General features: G+C 58.3%; 19 protein-coding genes and 3 pseudogenes. 6 read left to right on the forward strand and 16 right to left on the reverse strand.

Annotated elements, in window-relative coordinates:
* Positions 1–4 precede the first annotated feature (4 nt).
* The 8 genes from RZS32_RS05185 to RZS32_RS05220 all read right to left on the reverse strand — a co-directional run bounded on the left by RZS32_RS05185 (position 5) and on the right by RZS32_RS05220 (position 4,771).
* On the reverse strand, positions 5–628 hold the full coding sequence (locus tag RZS32_RS05185) for a LysE family translocator (RefSeq protein WP_317055963.1): 624 nt from the start codon (positions 626–628) through the stop codon (positions 5–7).
* Positions 628–1,008 (reverse strand): GFA family protein, encoded by a 381-nt coding sequence (locus RZS32_RS05190; RefSeq protein WP_317055964.1) that lies wholly within the window; start codon positions 1,006–1,008, stop codon positions 628–630. The genes RZS32_RS05185 and RZS32_RS05190 overlap by 1 nt, the downstream gene beginning before the upstream one ends.
* Positions 1,005–1,373 (reverse strand): GFA family protein, encoded by a 369-nt coding sequence (locus RZS32_RS05195; RefSeq protein ID WP_317055965.1) that lies wholly within the window; start codon positions 1,371–1,373, stop codon positions 1,005–1,007. The genes RZS32_RS05190 and RZS32_RS05195 overlap by 4 nt, the downstream gene beginning before the upstream one ends.
* Positions 1,366–1,770 carry a GFA family protein gene (locus RZS32_RS05200; protein ID WP_317055966.1) on the reverse strand — a complete coding sequence of 135 codons (405 nt, stop codon included), beginning with the start codon at positions 1,768–1,770 and terminating at the stop codon, positions 1,366–1,368. The genes RZS32_RS05195 and RZS32_RS05200 overlap by 8 nt, the downstream gene beginning before the upstream one ends.
* Position 1,771: 1 nt before the next feature.
* Entirely contained in the window at positions 1,772–2,392 is a 621-nt protein-coding gene (locus tag RZS32_RS05205; protein ID WP_317055967.1) for a LysE family translocator, read from the reverse strand.
* A gap of 9 nt (positions 2,393–2,401) precedes the next feature.
* Complete coding sequence (locus RZS32_RS05210; protein ID WP_317055968.1) at positions 2,402–2,974, reverse strand: helix-turn-helix domain-containing protein; 573 nt, start codon at positions 2,972–2,974, stop codon at positions 2,402–2,404.
* A gap of 99 nt (positions 2,975–3,073) precedes the next feature.
* Entirely contained in the window at positions 3,074–3,532 is a 459-nt protein-coding gene (locus tag RZS32_RS05215; protein ID WP_317055969.1) for a GAF domain-containing protein, read from the reverse strand.
* A gap of 66 nt (positions 3,533–3,598) precedes the next feature.
* The gene (locus RZS32_RS05220) at positions 3,599–4,771 is read right to left on the reverse strand and encodes an acetyl-CoA C-acyltransferase (protein ID WP_317055970.1); all 1,173 of its coding nucleotides are present in this window, start codon (positions 4,769–4,771) and stop codon (positions 3,599–3,601) included.
* A 92-nt stretch (positions 4,772–4,863) separates the two neighbouring features.
* Here RZS32_RS05220 and RZS32_RS05225 point away from each other — a divergent pair, with 92 nt between their 5' ends.
* The 3 genes from RZS32_RS05225 to RZS32_RS05235 all read left to right on the forward strand — a co-directional run bounded on the left by RZS32_RS05225 (position 4,864) and on the right by RZS32_RS05235 (position 7,511).
* The gene (locus RZS32_RS05225; protein WP_317055971.1) at positions 4,864–5,202 is read left to right on the forward strand and encodes an STAS domain-containing protein; all 339 of its coding nucleotides are present in this window, start codon (positions 4,864–4,866) and stop codon (positions 5,200–5,202) included.
* A 45-nt stretch (positions 5,203–5,247) separates the two neighbouring features.
* A complete protein-coding gene (locus tag RZS32_RS05230; RefSeq protein WP_317055972.1) occupies positions 5,248–5,709 on the forward strand; it encodes an ATP-binding protein in 462 nt (153 codons plus the stop codon).
* Positions 5,710–5,933: 224 nt separating this feature from the next.
* Positions 5,934–7,511, forward strand: coding sequence for a gamma-glutamyltransferase family protein (locus tag RZS32_RS05235; protein WP_317057846.1), 1,578 nt, complete (start codon positions 5,934–5,936; stop codon positions 7,509–7,511).
* Between the two features lie 6 nt (positions 7,512–7,517).
* Here RZS32_RS05235 and hspQ read toward each other — a convergent pair whose 3' ends face one another.
* A complete protein-coding gene (hspQ, locus tag RZS32_RS05240; RefSeq protein ID WP_317055973.1) occupies positions 7,518–7,844 on the reverse strand; it encodes a heat shock protein HspQ in 327 nt (108 codons plus the stop codon).
* A 190-nt stretch (positions 7,845–8,034) separates the two neighbouring features.
* On the opposite strand from hspQ, the gene RZS32_RS05245 reads away from it, so the two are divergent.
* Positions 8,035–8,628: a transglycosylase SLT domain-containing protein gene (locus tag RZS32_RS05245; protein WP_317055974.1), complete on the forward strand. Its 594-nt coding sequence runs from the start codon at positions 8,035–8,037 to the stop codon at positions 8,626–8,628.
* A gap of 12 nt (positions 8,629–8,640) precedes the next feature.
* Here RZS32_RS05245 and RZS32_RS05250 read toward each other — a convergent pair whose 3' ends face one another.
* The 5 genes and pseudogenes from RZS32_RS05250 to RZS32_RS05270 form a co-directional block, all read right to left on the reverse strand.
* On the reverse strand, positions 8,641–9,237 hold the full coding sequence (locus tag RZS32_RS05250; RefSeq protein WP_317055975.1) for a LolA family protein: 597 nt from the start codon (positions 9,235–9,237) through the stop codon (positions 8,641–8,643).
* 185 nt (positions 9,238–9,422) lie between these two features.
* Positions 9,423–12,301 (reverse strand): annotated as a pseudogene (locus tag RZS32_RS05255) (DNA translocase FtsK 4TM domain-containing protein).
* Between the two features lie 16 nt (positions 12,302–12,317).
* A complete protein-coding gene (locus RZS32_RS05260; protein ID WP_317055976.1) occupies positions 12,318–13,496 on the reverse strand; it encodes an aminotransferase class I/II-fold pyridoxal phosphate-dependent enzyme in 1,179 nt (392 codons plus the stop codon).
* Positions 13,497–13,616: 120 nt separating this feature from the next.
* On the reverse strand, positions 13,617–15,119 hold the full coding sequence (locus RZS32_RS05265; protein ID WP_317055977.1) for an HAL/PAL/TAL family ammonia-lyase: 1,503 nt from the start codon (positions 15,117–15,119) through the stop codon (positions 13,617–13,619).
* Between the two features lie 3 nt (positions 15,120–15,122).
* Positions 15,123–16,450 (reverse strand): annotated as a pseudogene (locus RZS32_RS05270) (amidase).
* A 95-nt stretch (positions 16,451–16,545) separates the two neighbouring features.
* Between RZS32_RS05270 and RZS32_RS05275 the strand changes: the two are divergent.
* Complete coding sequence (locus RZS32_RS05275) at positions 16,546–17,772, forward strand: FAD-dependent monooxygenase (protein WP_317057847.1); 1,227 nt, start codon at positions 16,546–16,548, stop codon at positions 17,770–17,772.
* Positions 17,773–17,882: 110 nt separating this feature from the next.
* On the opposite strand, the pseudogene rsmD reads toward RZS32_RS05275, so the two are convergent.
* Together rsmD and RZS32_RS05285 are read right to left on the reverse strand one after the other, a co-directional pair.
* Positions 17,883–18,436: pseudogene (rsmD, locus tag RZS32_RS05280) on the reverse strand (16S rRNA (guanine(966)-N(2))-methyltransferase RsmD).
* Complete coding sequence (locus RZS32_RS05285) at positions 18,433–19,638, reverse strand: NAD(P)/FAD-dependent oxidoreductase (RefSeq protein ID WP_317055979.1); 1,206 nt, start codon at positions 19,636–19,638, stop codon at positions 18,433–18,435. Before RZS32_RS05285 ends, rsmD begins: the two are co-directional and overlap by 4 nt.
* A gap of 86 nt (positions 19,639–19,724) precedes the next feature.
* On the opposite strand from RZS32_RS05285, the gene RZS32_RS05290 reads away from it, so the two are divergent.
* Positions 19,725–20,213 (forward strand): peroxiredoxin, encoded by a 489-nt coding sequence (locus RZS32_RS05290; RefSeq protein WP_317055980.1) that lies wholly within the window; start codon positions 19,725–19,727, stop codon positions 20,211–20,213.
* Positions 20,214–20,235 lie beyond the last annotated feature (22 nt).

A 20,235-nucleotide genomic window follows, 5' to 3' on the forward strand; every position in this document is an offset into this window, starting at 1 on the left:
ACATTCAGTCCCACACCAACCGGGCCGCGAGGCCGCCAAACATGACGGCAGAGACCCGGTTGAGAATTCTTGTTTTCGCCTTCAGAGCATGTGCAAACATCCCCGCTGCCGCGCCGAGGCAGAGCGAGAAGGCAGCGCCAAACACCATGAAAATCACTCCCAGGATCAGAATCTGCATCCAGATTGGCCCAATTGCCGGGTCGGTGAACTGCGGAATAAAGGCAAAGATAAAGAACGCTGTTTTGGGATTCAGGACGTTGGTCACGAACCCCCGACGTACCGCGCGCCAAACGCTCCGCGCTGCGCGCCCTTCGTCCAACTCGCCGCTGGCGCGCCAGGCTTGTACAGCCAGCCACAAAAGATAGGCCGCACCAGCATATCGGATTGCGTCATACGTCCACGGAAACGCAAGGATCAACGCAGAAACACCCGCTGCGGCCATCGCCACATGCACCGCTATGCCGAGGTTGACGCCTATCGCAGCAGCCATGCCAATCTTTGGGCCGCCAGAGATACCGCTGGCCGATACGAACACGAAATCCGCGCCCGGCGTGATGTTGAGAAGCAGACCTGCCGCAATAAACGCAACGAGGACGCTTGGGTCAAATCCGGTCAGAACCTCCCACATTACAGATACGCCTCCTGTGGTAAGCTGTCTGATATGGTGTAGTAGTCCCCTTTGTTAGCGACAAAGATGTGCCCCGCCATCTGTCCGCCCGTTGGCGCATCCAGCACTCCGGCTTCCAGACTGAACCAGCCATCTGCCCCTTCAAACCAAAGTTTCGTGCCGCAACACGCGCAAAACATGCGACGTGCGCCGCTGGGGTGTTGAAACTCTTTGATGTGTCCCTGTTTCACCCAGCGCACCGCGTCACGATCCACGTCCAGGCTGGCCGCGTGGTGCCCGGAATACTTTCTGCATTGCGTGCAATGGCAGGCCGTGACCGGGCCTGCAGGCGCATCAAGCTCCAGAACATTCGCACCACAAAGACAGGAGCCTCGGATCATGACTGCGGCACCTCGTCATCGATCTCGTAGTAGTCGCCCTTATCCGCCGTGAAGATGTGTTTCTCCAGCTTCAAGCCAGTTTTCCCGTCGAGCGCTCCAAGAGCAAAACTCATCGTGTTTTCGTCATGTGCCTTCCAGAAGAGGAACGACCCGCAGCGGGCGCAAAAGCCACGTTTTGCAGCCGGGCTTGCTTCGTACCAATGCACGGGGCCTGCAATGTGAATCGCCGTTTCGGCAGCGTGGGCCGAAGACCAAACATGACCCGATTGCTTTCGGCATTGCCCGCAGTGACACACAGACGCACCTTCTGCCGGGGCATTCACCTCAAACGTCACGTCGCCGCAAAGACAGCTTCCTTTAAACACTTTCTTCTCCACTCAAGGCTTCAAATTGAGGCAGGCCATCTGACAGATCGTAATAGTCGCCCTTGTCTGCCACATGCACATGTTTGGTGATCTCCAGACCAGACCCCGGACCAAGACTGCCTGCCGATATCACTGTTCTGTCTTCGCCAGCAGGTTTCCAGAAGAGCGTCGAACCACACAGTTTGCAAAATCCACGGCGGGCCGTCGGGCTGGCGTCAAACCAGGTCAATCCTTCATCCTTTGTGAGACAAAGGCCGATATCTGCCACCGATGTCGCGGCCCAATAATGCCCCGACTGTTTGCGACATTGGCCGCAATGACAGGCCGTGACGGACCGAAGCTTCCCACTCAGCTCAAAACTGACCGCACCGCATAAACAAGAACCACGTTGTGTCATATCACGCCCTCCCTGGTGTCGCCGCACTTCCCAGAAGTACGCCATATACAATGAAGCAGCTTGCCAATATGCGCCGCAGCCAGACGTTGAAAACAGCCCCGAGGGCAGCACGTCCAAGCCCTGCGCCCAGCGCAGTATAGCTCATGTAGCTCAGTGCGGTGAGGGCCAGCGCTGTGGGGAAGATCACCCACATTTGCCCCCAGATCGGGACGTCGGGTTGAACGAACTGACTGAACGCAGCCAGGTAGCCGGCGACACTCTTGGGATTGATCGTAGCAATGGCAAAGGCGCGCCAGTAAATACTGCGCCCATCAGGCTCAGCGGCTACAATCGGGCGGCGTGCCATGATCCACCCGCGGACACCCAAGTAGATTAGAAAGCCAGCGCCAACAAACTTTGCCACCTGAAACGCATCTGGTGACGCCGCAATGAGCGCGGTGACGCCCGCGGCAGACAGGATCAGGAACAGGCTCGCTTGCGTCAGAATGGCCGCAACGGCCCAAAGGCTGCGCCGAAAGCCCAGTGTCATGCCATTGGTGATACAGTTGACTGCATTCGGCCCCGGCGTCGTGACGAAAACAATCCAGAAGAGGGCGAAAATGGTCCAGGCTTCAAAACTCATCCAACCCCCTCAATAGACCGGTGGCGCGATCACCCAGATCGCAACGCAAGGGTCATCATAGGGGTTGGACCAATGGTAAAGCTCCTGTCGCACGCGGAAACTGTCACCGGGTCCAACGGTGAAGTCCCGTCCTGAGATCGTCAGGTCCAGATGTCCTGACACGATATATCCGACCTCTTGGGTCGGCCGGTTGGCCGGGGTCTGCATGCGTGAGTGCGGCTGAAAGGTCGAGTGGATCATCTCGAACTCGTCCGTCAGATCAGGCGACAGAAGTTCCTCGATCAATCCTTCTTCGCCTGAGCCCATCGGTCTGCGTGTTCCGGCGCGAACAATCGTTCCCTGTTCCTCGACCGGGGCACTGGAATGCGCAAAGAGAAACGACATCGGAACATCCAGCCGCTCGGCCATGCCGCGCAGATCGGAAATGGATGGTTCAGAGAGATCGCGTTCCACCTGGCTTAGCCAACCCACAGACCGGCCCAGCCCCTCGGCCAGTTCGGTCAGCGTCAGACCCCGTGCCTTGCGCAAAGCGCGCAAATCGGCCCCAAGGCTGCGCATCGCGGCAATCTGGCTTTGCTCCATGTTTCCGCCTGACGGTGAAAATTCTCCCTATTTTTTCACGGTGCGTGATTCTCGTGAAAAAATCAAACGAAATTTCATCACCACACGTACTGCGCAACTTTACGGCAGTCGTCCGAATACCGATTGCAGGATGGACGCCAACCCACTGGCATCTTCGGAGGTGAACGCCTCTGGCTGATCGCTGTCGATGTCCAGAACACCCAGCAACTTTCCCTGGCCCGTTGTAACCGGCAGAACAATCTCAGAGCGCGTAGAACTGGCGCAGGCGATGTGCCCTGGGAACGCATCGACGTCATCCACGATCTGCACCTTACCTGTCCGCGCCGCCGCGCCGCAGACACCACGGTCAAATGGAATGACAAGACAACCATGGCCACCCTGATAAGGCCCGATCTTCAACAGTTCCGGCGCGACCACGCGGTAGAACCCTGTCCAGTCAAAGCGGTCGTCGGAGTGATGCAATTCGCAAACGACCGTGGCCATGAGTGCCACTTCGTCCATCTCACCCTCGGTCAAGGCAGCGATGATTTTGGAAACTTCTTCATAGTCTATGCGCATTGTTATCCCCCAAGCCCAAAAGCTTTCAGAAAGCTTTTGGCAAGTCTTTTCAAAAAAGACTTGCCTCTAAATCCGTTCAATCGCAATCGCCGTACCTTCACCGCCGCCAATGCAAATGGCAGCAACACCACGCTTGAGCTCATGGGTTTCCAAAGCGTTCAGCAATGTCACCATAATCCGCGCGCCAGAGGCACCAATCGGATGGCCCAGCGCACAAGCTCCGCCATGCACATTCACCTTCTCGCGCGGCAGGCCCATTTCATGCATGAACGCCATTGGCACAACTGCAAAGGCCTCGTTGACCTCCCAAAGGTCCACGTCGTCCTTGTCCCATCCGATGGCCGCCAAAAGCTTTTGCGCTGCGGGAACCGGGGCCGTTGTGAACCACCCCGGTGCTTGCGCATGGCTGGCATGGCCCACGATGCGTGCACGTATGTTCAAACCCTGGGCTTTGGCTGCATCCTCTGACGCCAGGACAAGAGCGGCAGCGCCATCACTGATTGAACTGGAATTGGCCGGAGTCACTGTGCCCTCTTTGCGAAAGGCCGGTTTGAGATGAGGTATTTTCTCGGGTCGGGCTTTGCCGGGTTGTTCGTCCTGATCGACGGTGACGTCGCCCTTGCGCGTGCTCAGAGTCACCGGTGCGATTTCGCGCGCGAAGGCGCCGGATTTCTGTGCCGCCAAAGCCCCCTCTAGCGAGCCGATTGCATAAGCGTCCTGCGCCTCGCGCGTGAACTGAAACTTCTCCGCACAATCCTCGGCAAATGTGCCCATCAACCGGCCCTTATCATAGGCATCTTCCAGGCCATCAAGGAACATGTGATCGATGACCTGCCCATGCCCGATGCGCGCACCGCCTCGCATTTTTGGCAACAAATACGGGGCATTAGACATGCTCTCCATGCCGCCTGCGATCATTGCATCAGTGTGGCCAAGTTTGATCTGATCATAGGCGATCATGGCCGCCTTCATGCCTGAGCCACACATCTTGTTGAGGGTCGTGGCAGGCACCTCTTCCCCAAGCCCGCCATGAAACGCAGCCTGCCTAGCCGGGGCCTGTCCCTGACCGGCGGGGAGCACACACCCCATCAGAACTTCGTCAACGCTTTGTGCGCCAGCACCTGAGAGTGCCGCCTCTATCGCCGCACCACCAAGAACCGAGGCGTCCACACCGTCAAAATCACCCTGAAACCCGCCCATTGGCGTTCTGGCCGCTCCGGCAATCACCACATCCGTCATTTTGCGCGCTCCCACAAATTTACCTCTGCATACCGAATGGTAACGATTGAGGTCTAGCCTTCGCGATGAATCATTTCGATCGGAGACGCCATATGGAGCTCAACACTGTTTTTGAAAACGGAACACAGATTGTCAGTGTCGCCGCCTCTCGTATTGATGCTGCATCGGCAATACAGTTCAAAGATGCTATGCGCGCCGCGACAGCCACAGATGCGACCCGAATTGTTTTGGACCTGTCGCGCGTAAAGTTTGTCGATTCAAGTGGTCTTGGTGCCATCGTGGCGTCCATGAAACAAATGGGGGACGGACGGCAGCTTGATTTGGCCAGCTTGAGCCCGGATGTCGCGAAAGTGTTTCGTCTCACCAGGATGGACTCGATTTTTTCTATTTACATGACCGTTCATCAGGCTGTGCTTGGCAAAGCCGGTTAATCGTTTTCCATTCTCAACATACCCTGTTCATTCTCGGAGTGTTTTATGCCACCCAGACGTGTCGTGCGGCCCCGCGAAAAACCAGTTCGGATCATTGCCCTCACAGTCAAGGCACAGAAAAGCGCCGTTTCAGAAAGTTTGCAAAACCTGCGGACGGGCCTGGCTGATGGCGGAATCGAAGAGGAAACCCTTGGGCGGGTCGAAATTGCACTGGCTGAGGTATTGAACAACATCACCGAACATGGCCATGCGGAAGCCGGTATCGACACCGTGAGCCTGTCCGCACGCATTTCCGATCAGGACATAAGTGTTGATATTCGCGACAGCGGCGCAGTCGTGCCAGAGGCCTGTCTGGACTCCGCTCATCTGCCGGATAGCTCCGGACCACTTCACAGCTTACCGGAAGGGGGATTCGGCTGGTTTTTGATCCACAGCATGGTGGATGACCTGCGTTACTCCAAGAAAGACGGCGAAAACCAACTAGAATTGGTGTTTCATCGGTCGTGAGACACCAGACCATGGAAATGGCCACAAATTCGCCTCACTCGCAGCGAAAAACCGCCGAAATGAGTCGCGAAAACTGCTCCTGTAGCTGCATATAGCTTCCCTCGGCGCCGCGTTTTTACAGCCCCCACCCAGTGCGCGGCGTCGAGGACTTACCTTCCCAATGAATTGGCATTTCCGCACAACGGCTCTACTGTCCTTTCGACACTGAAATGACAGGACTACTGATGCGCGACTTCCACCTTCCCGGACGATCGGCCACCTATGCCACCAATGGTATGTGCGCCACCTCACATCCTTTGGCGGCGCGGACAGCCATCGACATTCTGTCGCGTGGCGGCAATGCAATGGACGCGGCCATCGCAGGCGCTGTGCTGCTGGGCATTTGTGAGCCGCAGATGACTGGCATCGGTGGGGACTGTTTTGCGCTTTACACACGCCCAGGCAGCAACGAGATCCATGCGCTTAACGGCTCCGGACGCGCACCAGCCGCCGCAAACGCGGATACCCTTCGCGCAGCGGGCCACAAAGACGTGCCGCTATACAGCGCGCAGGCCGTCACGATACCCGGTGCGGTGGATGCGTTTTGCCATCTGTCCGAAACCGAGGGCAAACTGGGCCTTGATACCTTGCTGGCTCCCAGCATTCACTATGCCGAAACCGGCGTGCCCATTGCGCCACGCGTGGCCGATGATCTGCCTGAGGCAACGACATGCCTTCAGGGCCACGGCATCACGCATTTTTCCAATAACGGGAAACCCTTTGGCATTGGCGATATGTTCCATGCACCCGGGCAAGCCGAGGTTCTGCGCCGCATCGCAAAGGATGGGCGTGATGCGTTCTACACCGGTGAGATCGCCGACGACATGTTGCGCACGCTGACCGAAATGGGCGGTGCGCACAGCGCCGAGGATTTTGCCGCGACCACTTGCATGCCCACCAACCCGATCAACGGTCATTACAAAGGCGTTGACCTCTACGAGCACCCCCCCAACGGTCAGGGCGCAACCGCGATCTTGCTTCTCAATATCCTGTCAAATTTCGATATTGCCGGAATGGACCCTCAGGGCGCGGAACGCGTGCATATCGAAGCAGAGGCAACAAAGCTGGCCTATGACGCGCGCAACCGCTTCATGGCAGACCCGGATCACACCGCGCGTCTGGCGCATATGGTTTCCCCTGAAACAGCGGCCAAATTGGCCGCGTTGATCAATCCCAAGCGTGCCATGCAAAGCGCCACTCAGGTTTCTGAGGCGGTGCATCGCGACACGATTTACATCACCGTGGTGGACAAAGATCACATGGCGGTCTCGCTCATCTATTCGATCTTCCATGGCTTTGGATCCGGCATTGCCTCGGAAAAGTTTGGAATTCTCTTTCAGAACCGCGGCGCCGGCTTCACGCTCGAAGAAGGCCACGCCAACGAATTTGGTGGCGGCAAGCGCCCGATGCATACGATCATCCCTGGCATGCTGGCCGAACATGGTCGCGTGACCCTGCCGTTCGGTGTGATGGGAGGGGCGTATCAGTCCACCGGCCATGCACGGTTTGTCTCAAACCTGCGCGACTTTGACATGGACCTGCAGGTCGCCCTGGATGCGCCCCGCGCCTTTGCGGATGCGGATGAGTTGAAAGTCGAACGCGGCTATGCGCCTGAGGTACACCAAGCTTTGGCGGATATGGGCCACAACGTGATCATTCCTGATACGGCTATCGGCGGCGCTCAAGCGATACGAATCCGCGATGACGGCGTGCTTGAAGGCGCGTCTGATCCGAGAAAAGACGGCTGCGCGCTTGGGTACTAAAGCGTCTTAGTTCAATTGGAAGTGTAGAGGATAGTGACCGTCCTCGAACGGACCAAACATATCCGGAATGTCAGGATGATCGACCGGTTCGCCTGAATAGTCAGCGATCAGGTTCTGCTCGCTGACATAGGCCACGTAATAGGTCTGATCATTCTCTGCCAACAAATGGTAAAACGGCTGATCCTTGACCGGGCGACTTTCCTCCGGAATTGAGTCATACCATTCTTCTGTGTTGGAAAACTCTGGATCCACGTCAAAGACCACGCCACGGAAAGGATGCTTTCTGTGGCGGACGACTTGACCCAGGTAATATTTTGCACGTGTCTTTAACATTTCTACTAGCCCCTACGCCGCTACACTACTTCGTTCAACACCTATTTGTCCAACCCCTGAGGCCTCAAATCCGGGAAACAGTGTGTGAACAGCCGCACCACAATATGACGCATCAAAAACGTATTTTCGGGATTCCCCAGCGAGCTATTTTAGGCTAAAATAAACTAAAAAAATAATGAGGTTGAGGCAGATGAAGCGGTCATTGCAGTCCTTAATGCTATTGGTGTCTTTGGGTATTCTGGTCTCCTGCGGGAGTCGGAGCAGCGGACCACCTCCCAGAAACCTGGACAATGCGTGCACGATTGTTGCGCAGAAGCCGCAATATCTTCGGGCGTTCCGCGCGGCCGAGCGACGTTGGGGCGTCCCGGTGCATGTGCAGATGGCCACGATCTATCAGGAAAGCAAGTTTGTCTCTGATGCGCGCACGCCGTTCCAATGGAGCCTCGGTGTGATCCCGATGGGGCGTCAAAGCTCGGCCTTTGGCTACAGTCAGGCGCTGGATGGCACATGGGAAGAATACCAAAAAGAGACACGCAGCTTTCGTGCGCGTCGCGACGACATTCAGGATGCCGCCGATTTCATGGGCTGGTACATGTCGCAATCCAATCAGCGACTGGGCATCGGTCTGGAAGATACGCGCAACCAGTATCTTGCCTATCACGAAGGGCGCACCGGGTTTAAGCGCGGCTCATACAATGGCAAACCCTGGCTCTTGCGCATTGCCGATGATGTCGCCGTGCGGTCTCAGACCTATCGCGCGCAGCTTAATTCCTGCGGTGCGTGATAGGGCGCAGGCTTACTGACGATCCTGATTGTTCACGCCCTTGCCCGGAATGACAAAGCGCTCGTTGTCGAGTGACACGCCCTTGTTGAGATCACCGAGAACAACGGTGGTGCGGCTTCCCGCGCCATCATTGATCACCCACTGACGCAGTTCAACGGGGCTGGCTGTAAACACAAGCTCAATGCTTCCGTATTCAGGATTGTCAGGGTCCTGTGCGCGCACCGTTGTCGTCTTGCCATCGCTGACATGGCCAGTGACCATTCTGGCCCGGCTTAAATCAACATTCCGCGCCAGAATGATCTTGAGCGGTGTGCGATGCAGCGGATAAGCCTCGGGGCTGGTGTTGGACTTGCCATCGACCACGCCAACGGTGTCGCCATCCGCCACGACAAGGATTTGCTCTGGAGGATTATACTCAAAGCGCACGCGTCCTGGGCGTTTGATGTAGATCTGACCAGTGGAAATGGTGCCGTCATCATTAATTTGAGTGAATTCGCCAGAGGCCGTCTTGAACCCGTTCAGATACTGGGAAATCTCATTCAATGACAGTTTTTCCGCTACGGCGGGCGTGGCCAGCATCAGGCCAAATGCAAAGGCAACAAATCGCATGAAAGCGGACCTCATTTGTAACTGCTCTGTGCAAAGATAAGGATTGCTGCGCTGTTATACGATAGCAAAGCTGCAAGCGCAGGAAAATTTGCGCTTGGTATGCGGTGTTGAGAGCCGAAAAACTCCAGTTGCTCCAGAGCGTTTCTAAGAGAAACGCTCTGGTTTATGATGCCATTTTAAAAAAGTTACTGCGGCTCGGGCACCAGAATCTCGCGTTTGCCAACGTGATTGGCCGCGCTCACGATACCCTCGTCTTCCATCTGCTCAACGAGCCGCGCGGCCTTGTTGTAGCCGATGGCCAGCTTGCGCTGAATGTAGGAGGTCGAACATTTTCGATCCGTGATGGCAATCTGCACCGCAGTGTCATAGAGCGCGTCTTCGCCATCGGTGTTGCCACCCGTGAGGCCCAGAACCGCGTCGATATTGCTGGCCTTTTCCTCTTCCGGGCCATCCTGCACGCCACCTACATATTCTGGCGGGCCGTAGGCCTTGAGGTGGTTCACAACTTCTTCGACCTCTTCGTCACTCACGAACGGCCCATGACAGCGGGTGATCTTTCCGCCGCCCGCCATGTAGAGCATGTCACCCATGCCCAGAAGCTGCTCGGCTCCCATTTCGCCCAGAATGGTGCGGCTATCGACTTTCGACGTCACCTGGAAGCTGATCCGCGTTGGGAAGTTGGCCTTGATCGTGCCGGTGATGACGTCCACCGATGGGCGTTGCGTCGCCATGATCAAGTGAATGCCCGAGGCCCGAGCCATCTGTGCCAGACGCTGAATGCAAGCCTCGATCTCTTTGCCTGCGACCATCATCAGGTCGGCCATCTCGTCCACGATGACGACGATGTAAGGCATCTTTTCGGGGGCAAATTCTTCGGTCTCAAAGACTGGCTCGCCTGTCTCATCGTCAAAGCCGGTTTGCACCGTGCGGCTGAACATCTCGTTCTTGGCCAAGGCATCGGCAACCCGGCCATTGTAGCCGTCAATGTTGCGCACGCCCATCTTGGACATCTTGCGATAGCGATCTTCCATTTCCGCCACGACCCATTTGAGCGCCACAACCGCCTTTTTGGGATCGGTCACAACCGGGGACAGAAGATGCGGGATGCCGTCATAGACGGAAAGTTCCAGCATCTTGGGGTCGATCATGATCAACCGGCATTCATCGGGCGTGAGCTTGTAGAGCAGGCTCAGGATCATGGTGTTGATCGCCACGGATTTACCCGAACCGGTGGTCCCCGCAATCAGCAGGTGGGGCATCTTGGCGAGGTTTGAGACAATCGGATCACCGCCGATATCCTTGCCCAAGGCCAGCGGCAGTTTCTGATTGCCATCACCAAAATCGCGCGTTGAGAGGATCTCGCGGAGCACGACCATTTCGCGATTGTCATTGGGAAGCTCGATACCGATAACCGAGCGGCCCGGCACCGTGCTGACCCGTGCGCTGAGCGCAGACATCGACCGGGCGATGTCATCAGCGAGGCCAATCACACGGCTGGCTTTGAGGCCTGGGGCCGGTTCCAGCTCGTACATGGTCACGACAGGGCCGGGGCGCACACTTACGATATCCCCCTTCACACCATAGTCGTCGAGCACGCTTTCCAGCATGCGCGCGTTTTCTTCCAAGGCTTCATCGCTGAGGTGATGACGTTGAATCTGGCCTGGATTGGAGAGAAGGCCCAAGGGCGGAAGTTCGTATTGGACCTTGGGTTTTTCTTCCAGCTGCAGCGTTGGCTGTGCTTCGGCGCGGGCCTGGCTTGACTGCTGAGGTGCGCGGCGCGGGGGTGCTGCACGACTGTCTTGGGCTCGGCGGCTGGCATCGCTTGTGTTTGTGCCACGGCCGACGCAGGTTCGTAGGCTTGGCTGTAGAGATCCTCGGCCTCCATCTCGTAGTCAGGCATCTCTGGCGCTGTGGGGATCGTCGCGTGGGCTGCGGTGAGTGGAGGCTCCGCAGGAAAACCAGGCGAGCCACCTGAGTTGAGCACCAAGGGTTGTTCGGCTTGGTCAAGATCTTCGGGATATGTCGGTTGCCCCATACTTACGCGGCTCTTAATGACGTCCGTGATCTTGGCCTTGACCCGTTCTGTCGGCGCAATTGAGCCATCCACAATCGGGTCAAACTCTGGAAGCTCTTCGGCCATTTGCCGGTCACCACGGCGCATCAGCGAAGGCATGCGCGACAAGAGACCGCCAGTTTTTTCAGGCGCGGGCGCGGGCATAGGCACAATTTCGGCGCCATGCGTCATAGGCACTTCTGGTGCTGTCATCACAGGCGCACGGCGCACGCGTGGTTCAGGCACGGCCGCTTCCGCTTGACGCAGCTCTTCGGCCTCGGCCCGGTCGACCGCGCGACGCGCCCGCCAATCTGATGTCCTGGATTGCACAGATTTGGCAGCACGCGCGGACAACACAGCCCCACGGCCAAGACCCGCCATGATCATCGCGTAGGTCATGATCACACCGACCAGGAGGAAGCGCAGGATTGTCGTCAGCTCAAACCGTGTGAAGCCAAGCACAAACGCGCCAAGCACCAGCATTCCAGCGCCCAGAACAAGCGAGAGAACCTTGAGACCAAAGCTTGCGCCAACTGGCAAAACGCCCAGCACAGTTCCCAAAACCGTGTCACCAAAGAGACCGCCAAGCCCGAAACTATGCGTCGCGGCCCAAGTTCCGTTTGGAGTCAGAGATGATGCATAAAGCGCCAGAACGGCAATCCAGATCGGCGCAAAGATCAGGCGACCAATGGCGCGGTCTTCTCCACGGTGCAGGGCAAAGCGCGCGCCCCACACGCCAAGCACTATAGCGAGACCCCAGGCACCCCAGCCGACAATCATAAACAGAGGCGCGGCAATCGACGCCCCGATCCGGCCCAGCATGTTCTGCACTGGCGCATCCGTGGCCGACATCCAGCTTGGGTCATCGGGATGGTAAGACCCAATCAACATCGCTGCCATGACCCCAAGACCCAACAAGGCCAGCCCCAAAAGCTCTTTGCCTCGTTTTTCGATGGCTTCTGCCATCGTGCTGTCCAACAGGGGATCGCGTCCGCGTGTCTGAAATGCCATGTTTGCCTCGTCCTCGTTATCTGTAAAGGCAGTCGCGAAGCCGTGTCAGGCCGTGCGCCACCTCGTCTTTTGGGGCCACCATCGCGGCCCGGATATACTGTTTGCCCGGATTGCCACCCGGTGCATCCTGGCTCAGATACGCGCCGGGAAGCACCCGAACGCCGGTTTCTGTCCAGAGTTTCAATGCGGCCTCTTCGCCGTCCTCAACAGGCAGCCAAAGGAAAAACCCTGCCTGCGGAGAGCGGTAGCCCGGAACATCGCCCAGGATGTCATCCGCAACGGTGTACTTCTCTTGGTAAAGCCTGCGGTTTTCCTCAACATGCGCCTCATCGGCCCAAACGCGTACTGCGGCGCGCTGTAGCGGGTTAGGCAGTGGCGCGCCTGCATATGAGCGCAAGAGCCGGATGCGTTTGGTGCTTTCCGGCCCAGTTGCCGCAAACCCGCAGCGCATTCCCGCCAGGTTGGAGCGTTTGGACAGGCTGTTGAAGACAACAACACGTTCAGGGTCCGCACCAGTCCGGTCCGCAACCTCAAGCGCGCCGGTGGGCGGTGTGTCGCGGTAGATTTCGGAATAACACTCATCCGCAAAAATCTTGAAGTCGTATTTTTCCGCCAAAGCCAGAAGGTTACGCCAGTAACCGGCACTGGCCACAGCGCCCTGCGGATTAGACGGCGAACACATATAGGCCACGGCCACACGGTTCAGAACATCTTCCGAAAGGCTGTCAAAATCCGGCAGAAAGCCTGTCTCAGTGGATGTCGGCAGAAACATCGGTTCTGCCCCCACGCTCAGCGCAGCCACCATATAGCATTGGTAAAACGGGTTCGGCAGCAGAATGATCGGCGTCTTGCCACCTTTGGTTTCAGGGCATAGCGCCATCATCGCGTTGTAGAGCCCTTCACGGGTTCCGTTCAGCGCCATGATGTTCTGATCAGGGTTCAGGGTCACGCCAAAACGCCGCGCAATCCAGTCGCACATGGCCCCATTCAACTCCGGCAGGCCCTCATTTTGCGGATATTTGCGAAATTCGCCCGCATGTTCCGCGATCGCGTCGCTGACCCAGTCCGGAAAAGCGTGCTGCGGCTCGCCGATGGTCATATGCACAGCTTCACCGCCTGCTGGATGCGCATCAAGCAAGCTCCGTAGACGCGGAAACGCATATTCCGGAAGGTTCGAAAACCGCTCGGGGAACATCAAGACTGCCTCAGTTTTACGGGATCATTGGCGTCCCGTTTGAGGTGAATCTACAAAAGCGCGTGGACTCCGTCCAGCAAAACTCCGGCTCTACGCGCAAAATTGTGGCATTTTTGGCAGTTACTTCGCTTCCGCGCACGCGAAAGCGTGCAAAGCTTCTGACAGAGTGTCGATCTCGCGCCCCATCGGACGGTCAGCATCAAGCGGTGCAACATGGTGGCGGACACGGGCATGCCAGTCTCGCATCGGACCCCCAAGTTCTTGGGAAGTTTCCCTTAAATCAACACCTTGCGCAGCGATCACCAGTTCAATCGCAGACAGTTTTGCGGCCATTTCAACACCCCGCGACAAGGCGTTGAGCGTGGCAGATCCCGCGCTGAGCGCATCTTCGACACCGCGCGCATTTATGCTGGGCCAAACTGGCACGGGCTGTGCGGCTTGTGTTATTTCTGCCGCCAATGCCTCGACCACTTTCAAGAGCGGCGCAAAACCATTTGACCCGCTGTCTGGCTTGGTAAGGAAAAGCGGCAAACCGGTGAGCTCTGGCTCCATCATGCGCGCGATGCGGGCGACCTGTCCCATGGCAACATGTTGCCAAGCACGGCTCACGCCCTCGACAGCAAGTGCAAGTTCGGTGGTGTGATAGCCCCCGCAGGACAGGATCTCTTCGTCTTCGGCGAGTGTAATGGGATTGTCGCTGGACCCGTTCAGCTCGATCTCGACGACCTGCCGCAGATGCGCCAAGGCTGTTTCCAGGCCGCCGTGAATTTGGGGAATGTTGCGAAAGGACAGCGGATCCTGAAGCCGCCGGGCCGCGCCCGATTGCCAAAGAGAACTGCCTTTCAACAACTCCCGCAGATGCGCCGCAGCCTTGTCCTGTCCTGGCAATGGCTTGACCGCAAGAACGCGTTCCTCAAACGGCCCAAGATTGGCGCGGAACGCTTCCAGCGATAGGGCCGCAGCGGCCTGCGTGGCACTGTATACGCGCGTGGCTTTAGCAAGGGTAATCGCCGCAAGTGCCGCAGAATACCCGCTGTGATTGGCAAGAGCCAAGCCATCGCGTGGCGCCGGATCAAGCGGTGTCAGACCAAAGTCGTTCAGGGCGTCGCGGGAAGGCCGAACACCCCCATTGCCTCGCATCTCACCGTCGCCTAGCAAGACCCGCCCCATCGCGGCATTGATCACCAGATCACCCGCACCAATGGATCCAAGCGACCCAACCTCCGGCGTTAGCCCTGCGTTGATCACCTGCGCCAGAAACTCCGCCACCTCCGGGCGCGCGCCGCTGTGACCCAGAAGCATGGTATTCAGTCGCACGATCAACGTGGCGCGCACTGTCTCGGGCGGCAGCGACGCGCCCATGTCCTGCGCCCTGCCCTCCAACGTCTGGCGCGAGAAGTTGGCCAATGTGCCTGCATCCAGTACTTCTGTGGCCCGCGCGCCCAAGCCGGTTGTCACGCCGTAAACAGGCGTGCCCTCGGCGACGGCGCGGTCCACCAAAACGCGCGCTTTGGCCATGCGCGCAAGGGCCTCATCGCTGATCTCTACTTTGCAAAGACCATGCGCCGCGATCTCTAGCGCCTCGGGCGACAAACCCCGACCAGAAAGACGCAGCGTTTGCATCCTTTAGCCCAGCGCCAGTTCTGTGGCCCGCGCCACGCGCAGCAGACGCTCTTCCTCAAACGGTTTGCCAAAGAGCATAAGCCCGCAGCTTGGTACATCAGTTGGCATGGACACAGCACAGAGCCCCATCAAATTGCCGATGCGTGTGTTGCGCAGGGACAGAAGGTTTTCGGTCACGTAATAGTCTTCATCCGTCATCAATCGCTCGACATTGGGCGGCAGGATCGGAGCGGTGGGCAGGAGGACCGCATCGAACCCTGCAACGCGGCTATTCCATGCATTGCGCAGTGCATCCAGCTTGCGCCAGGCCGCAACATAGTCGGCCGCACGAAACTCTTTGCCCGAGCGGAACCGCTCCAGGATCGGGGCAAACATCTTGTCGGGGGTGGCCTCGATCACATCACCCCAGGTGCCATAGGCCTCTGAGGTGAAGAGCACACCGGAAAGCGGCATGGCCTCCGCCACTTCAGGCGCTTCAATGGGTTCAACACTGGCCCCGGCCTTCCGAAGTCGGTCAACAGCCTCCTCGAACCCTTTAAGCGGAGCCTCGCGCACATCTTCCAACGCGACCGTCTGCAGGGTGGCAAACCGCATCCCTTGCAGGGAAGCTCCCCCAAATCCGCCGCCTTACCACCCTCAAGGGCTGCCAGCATCAGGGCACAATCCTCAACCGAGCGCGACAAAGGTCCAACCGTGTCAAAGCGTGCGCAGAGCGGCACCACACCATTGAGCGACACGCGCCCGGAGGTGGTCTTTAGCCCGACCAGATCATTCCAGGCCGAGGGGATGCGTACCGAGCCGCCCGTATCCGAGCCAATACCACAGACCGCAAGATCAAAGGCGACGCTCGACGCCGCCCCCGACGATGAGCCGCCCGGAACGGCCTCGGGATCATTGATGTTGGGTGACGTGGCCGTCATCGGATTCAAGCCCAGACCGGAAAACGCCAATTCGCTCATATGGGTTTTGCCAAGACACACCAGACCCGCAGCCGTGGCATTGCGCAAAACCTCTGCATCTTTGCCCGGCACGCGCCCTTCCAAAAGCTTGCTGCCCGCCTCTGTTGCCACGCCCGCTGAGTCAAAAAGGTCTTTCCAACTGATCGGCACCCCATCGAGAGGCCCCAGACGCAGCCCTGCCTTGGCACGGTCTTCGGCGGCCTTGGCTTCGGCGCGGGCGCGGTCATGGGTCACCACAGAATAGATGCGCTCACGCTCGGGATGCGCGTCAATCGCCGCCAGATACGTCTCGGTCAGAGCCACCGGGCCGATCTCACCAGCCTCAATCCCACGACCCAAATCCGCAGCGCTCATTTTCAGCCAGTCCTGCATGTTTTCTCCCCGAACCGGTTCAGCCCTAATCAACGCAGATGCGGCAGGTCAACGCAAGGGCGTGTCAACGCATAGACATTCGGTGAAAGGCGCGCATATTGAGGCACATGGCACAGCCGCAGGATATCGTGATTGTCGGAGGAGGTCTTACCGGCCCCGCACTGGCTTTGGCCTTGGCACAGGCCGGGCAAAGCGTGACGATCATAGACAGCCTGCCCCAAACCGTGCGCAAGAATGCCGGGTTCGATGGTCGCTCTTATGCTTTGGCACTGGCGTCTGTTCGGCTCTTGTCTGGCATAGGCATCTGGGACTCCGTGGCCGAAAACGCCCAACCGATGCTTGAAATCAAGGTCACAGATGGGCGCGCGGGCGAAGGGGCGGCACCGTTCTTCCTGCATTTCGATCATGCCGAGATCGAAGAAGGCCCGATGGGGCATATGCTGGAAGACCGCTATTTGCGGCGCGCGTTTCTGGACGCGATGAAGGTACACCCCGCGATCACGCAGGTCACCGACACAGTCGTGGCGCAAGAGGCGGATGCCAAGGGCGTGCGTTTGGCACTTGCCTCAGGCAAAACGCTGGATGCGCGTTTGCTGCTCGGGTCTGACGGGCGCACATCCGGCACGGCACAGCGCGCCGGCATTTCGCGCACCGGCTGGCAGTATGGCCAGACCGCCCTGGTCGCGGCCATCGAACATGAGTTGCCGCACCACGGCATTGCGCATCAGTTCTTCATGCCCCCCGGACCGCTGGCCATTCTGCCGCTTCCCGACAATGTCAGCTCGATTGTGTGGTCCGAAACAGCCGAAACAGCCGCGCGTTTCGCGGCCCTCTCCGATGCCGAATTTATGGAGGTCCTGCGCCCTCGCTTTGGGGATTTCCTCGGTGATATCTCACTGCGCGGCAAACGCTACACTTATCCCCTTGGCCTCAGCCTCGCCAACAGTTTTGTGGCCGAACGTGTGGCCCTCATTGGCGATGCGGCACATGGGTTGCACCCGATTGCCGGTCAGGGGCTGAATGCCGGACTGCGCGATGTGGGCGCCCTGGCGCAGGTTATTTCCGACGCCACCCAGCGTGGTGAGGATTTTGCAGCACCCAATGTTCTGGCCCGGTATCAGCAATGGCGGCGGTTTGACACCACGACGCTTGCGTTGACCACGGACCTGACCAATCGGCTGTTTTCCAACGATAATCCGTTTCTACGCTTTGCGCGTGATCTGGGCATGGGTGCCATCAACAAGGTGCCCACGTTGCGGCGTGGATTCATCCGAGAGGCGGCGGGACTGACCGGCGATCTGCCTGACCTGATGAAGGGCTAAAGCGTTCGGCCCAAAACCTGCATCACAGCTTTGGGTCGAATGCAGCGCAAGATAAGAGTGTTGCTCGCGCCCTGCCTTTATCTGATGTCTCAGGTTAAAGGCCGGACGCTTTAGCTGCGCTCCAGAATACGGATCACCGTGTCGCCATAGCTGCGCTGATCCAGTTGGGTCAAACCTTCGGGCACCACAACGGAACCACCTTCTTCCCAGACAACAAGCGCATCCTCTGACAGCCAACCGCCCGTGATCGCCGCTTTCATGGCCACCTCTCCCAGCCCCTTGCCATAAGGCGGGTCCAGAAAGATCAGGTCAAAGGCACGATCAGACGCACCAAGCTTGCGAGCATCACGCGAGATGAGTTTCGTATCTGCCTCAACCCCGCAGAGCGTGATGTTCTGACGCAAGATGCGTTGTGCCACACGACCGTTTTCGACAAAGGTCACGTTGGCCGCGCCCCGTGACAGCGCCTCCAGCCCCAGCGCCCCTGTCCCGGCAAAGATATCCAGCACCGCTACCCCCCGACCCGGTCCGAAAACCGGGACATCAGCACATTGAACAGACTTTCGCGAACGCGATCCGAGGTCGGGCGCAAACGGGCAACTTCATCCCCCTTGCCAACAGAGGCCAGTTTGCGGCCGCGAAATGCACCGCCAATGATCCTCACGCGCGCAACAGCGCCTTAAGGTCAGCATCGGGATCAGCCACCACATCCGCATCCGCCGTCTTGCCGCTGTCGATCAGACGCTTGCCTACCATATAGGCCCGCGCGTCGTTGGCCGCGTCCACGGCTAACAAAGTGTCCCCTTTGAAATACCAGAAAGACACGCCGTTCTCCGCTTGTCGGGTAATGACGCGATCATAGCCCGTGTTCAGCCCGGCAATCTGCAGTTTCACGTCATATTGATCCGACCAGAACCAGGGTTGCGGCACGTAGGCTTTGCCTGCGCCCAACAGGTTTTCGGCGACGCATTCGGCCATATCAATGGCATTGGGCACACTTTCCAACCGCAAGCGCTCCTGGCCATGCGGGAAAGACGCGCAATCTCCCGCCGCCCAGATGCCCTCAGCACTGGTTTGACCCAAGGCATCGACCTTGATCCCATTGTCAATCTCGACACCCGCCGCCTCAGCCAGTTTGGTGTCCGGGGTGATCCCCACGCCAACAATGACAAAATCGACGTCCAGTTGACGCCCATCGCTCAATCGTGCGCCGCTGACAAGGTCGTCGCCGAGCAGCGTCTCAAGACCGACACCTTCGACAATCTCAACCCCATGCCCCTGATGCAGCGCCCGAAAATAGTCGGATGTCTCAGGCGACGCCACGCGTTGCAAAATGCGATCGGCCATCTCAACCAGAACCACGTTGAGGCCTTTGCTTGCAGCCACAGCCGCCGCCTCAAGCCCGATATATCCGCCACCCACAATCAAAACCCGCGCCCCAGGTTTGAATTCAGGTGCCATGGCATCGACATCCTGCAAATCCCGCACAACGTAAACACCCCCCAGCGCGCCGCCGATGGAGGCTGGCAACCGGCGCGGTGCGGACCCGGTGGTCAGAACAAGCTGATCATAAACTAGCGTCTCGTTCCCCACTGAAATCGTCTTCGCGGCAGGATCTATGCCTGTCACTTCTTCGCCCAATCTCAGAGCGATATAATTCTCGTCATAAAAACTCTCTGGCCGCAGATAGAGCCGCTCTAACTCCATCTCCCCCAGCAGATACTTCTTGGACAAGGGCGGGCGTTGATAGGGCGGGGCAGGTTCGGCACCAATCAGTGTGACAGCACCCTCATGCCCAAGCGCGCGAAGTTTGGCGACAAGCGAACTTCCCGCCTGCCCCGCGCCGATGACAACGATTCCCGACATGCTATCCTCCGATTTAGATGGCCACGGCCAAAGCACAGCCTATAACTACGGTCAATCAACCCGCAAATGATAGACAGGATGCGACAATGACCCTTTCCACTGGCGACAAACTTCCCGAAGCTTCTTTACTGCAACTGGGCGCGGATGGCCCCGAAGCCGTCAGTCTTTCGGAGAAAACCAATGGCCGCAAGGTGGTGATCTTTGCGGTGCCCGGTGCGTATACGCCCACATGCCACTCCGCCCACGTGCCCAGCTTTATCCGCACCAAAGATGCGCTCGCAGCTAAAGGCGTGGATGAAATCATTTGCGTGTCGGTGAATGATCCGTTCACCATGAAAGCCTGGGGTGAGGCCACGGGGGCGACCAAGGCGGGCATCACCATGCTCAGCGATGCGGATTCCAGTTTCACCAAAGCCATTGGTATGAATTTCGACGCGCCCCCGGCTGGCCTATTTGGCCGGTCCTTGCGCTATGCGATGGTTGTTGAAGATGGCGCGGTGACCGTGCTCAACGCCGAAGAAAGTCCCGGTGTATGCGAGACATCCGCGGGCGAGACCATTCTCGACGCGCTTTGATTTGACATTCTTGGGCGGGCCG

It is taken from the genome of Roseovarius sp. W115, assembly GCF_032842945.2.
Taxonomy (GTDB): domain Bacteria; phylum Pseudomonadota; class Alphaproteobacteria; order Rhodobacterales; family Rhodobacteraceae; genus Roseovarius; species Roseovarius rhodophyticola.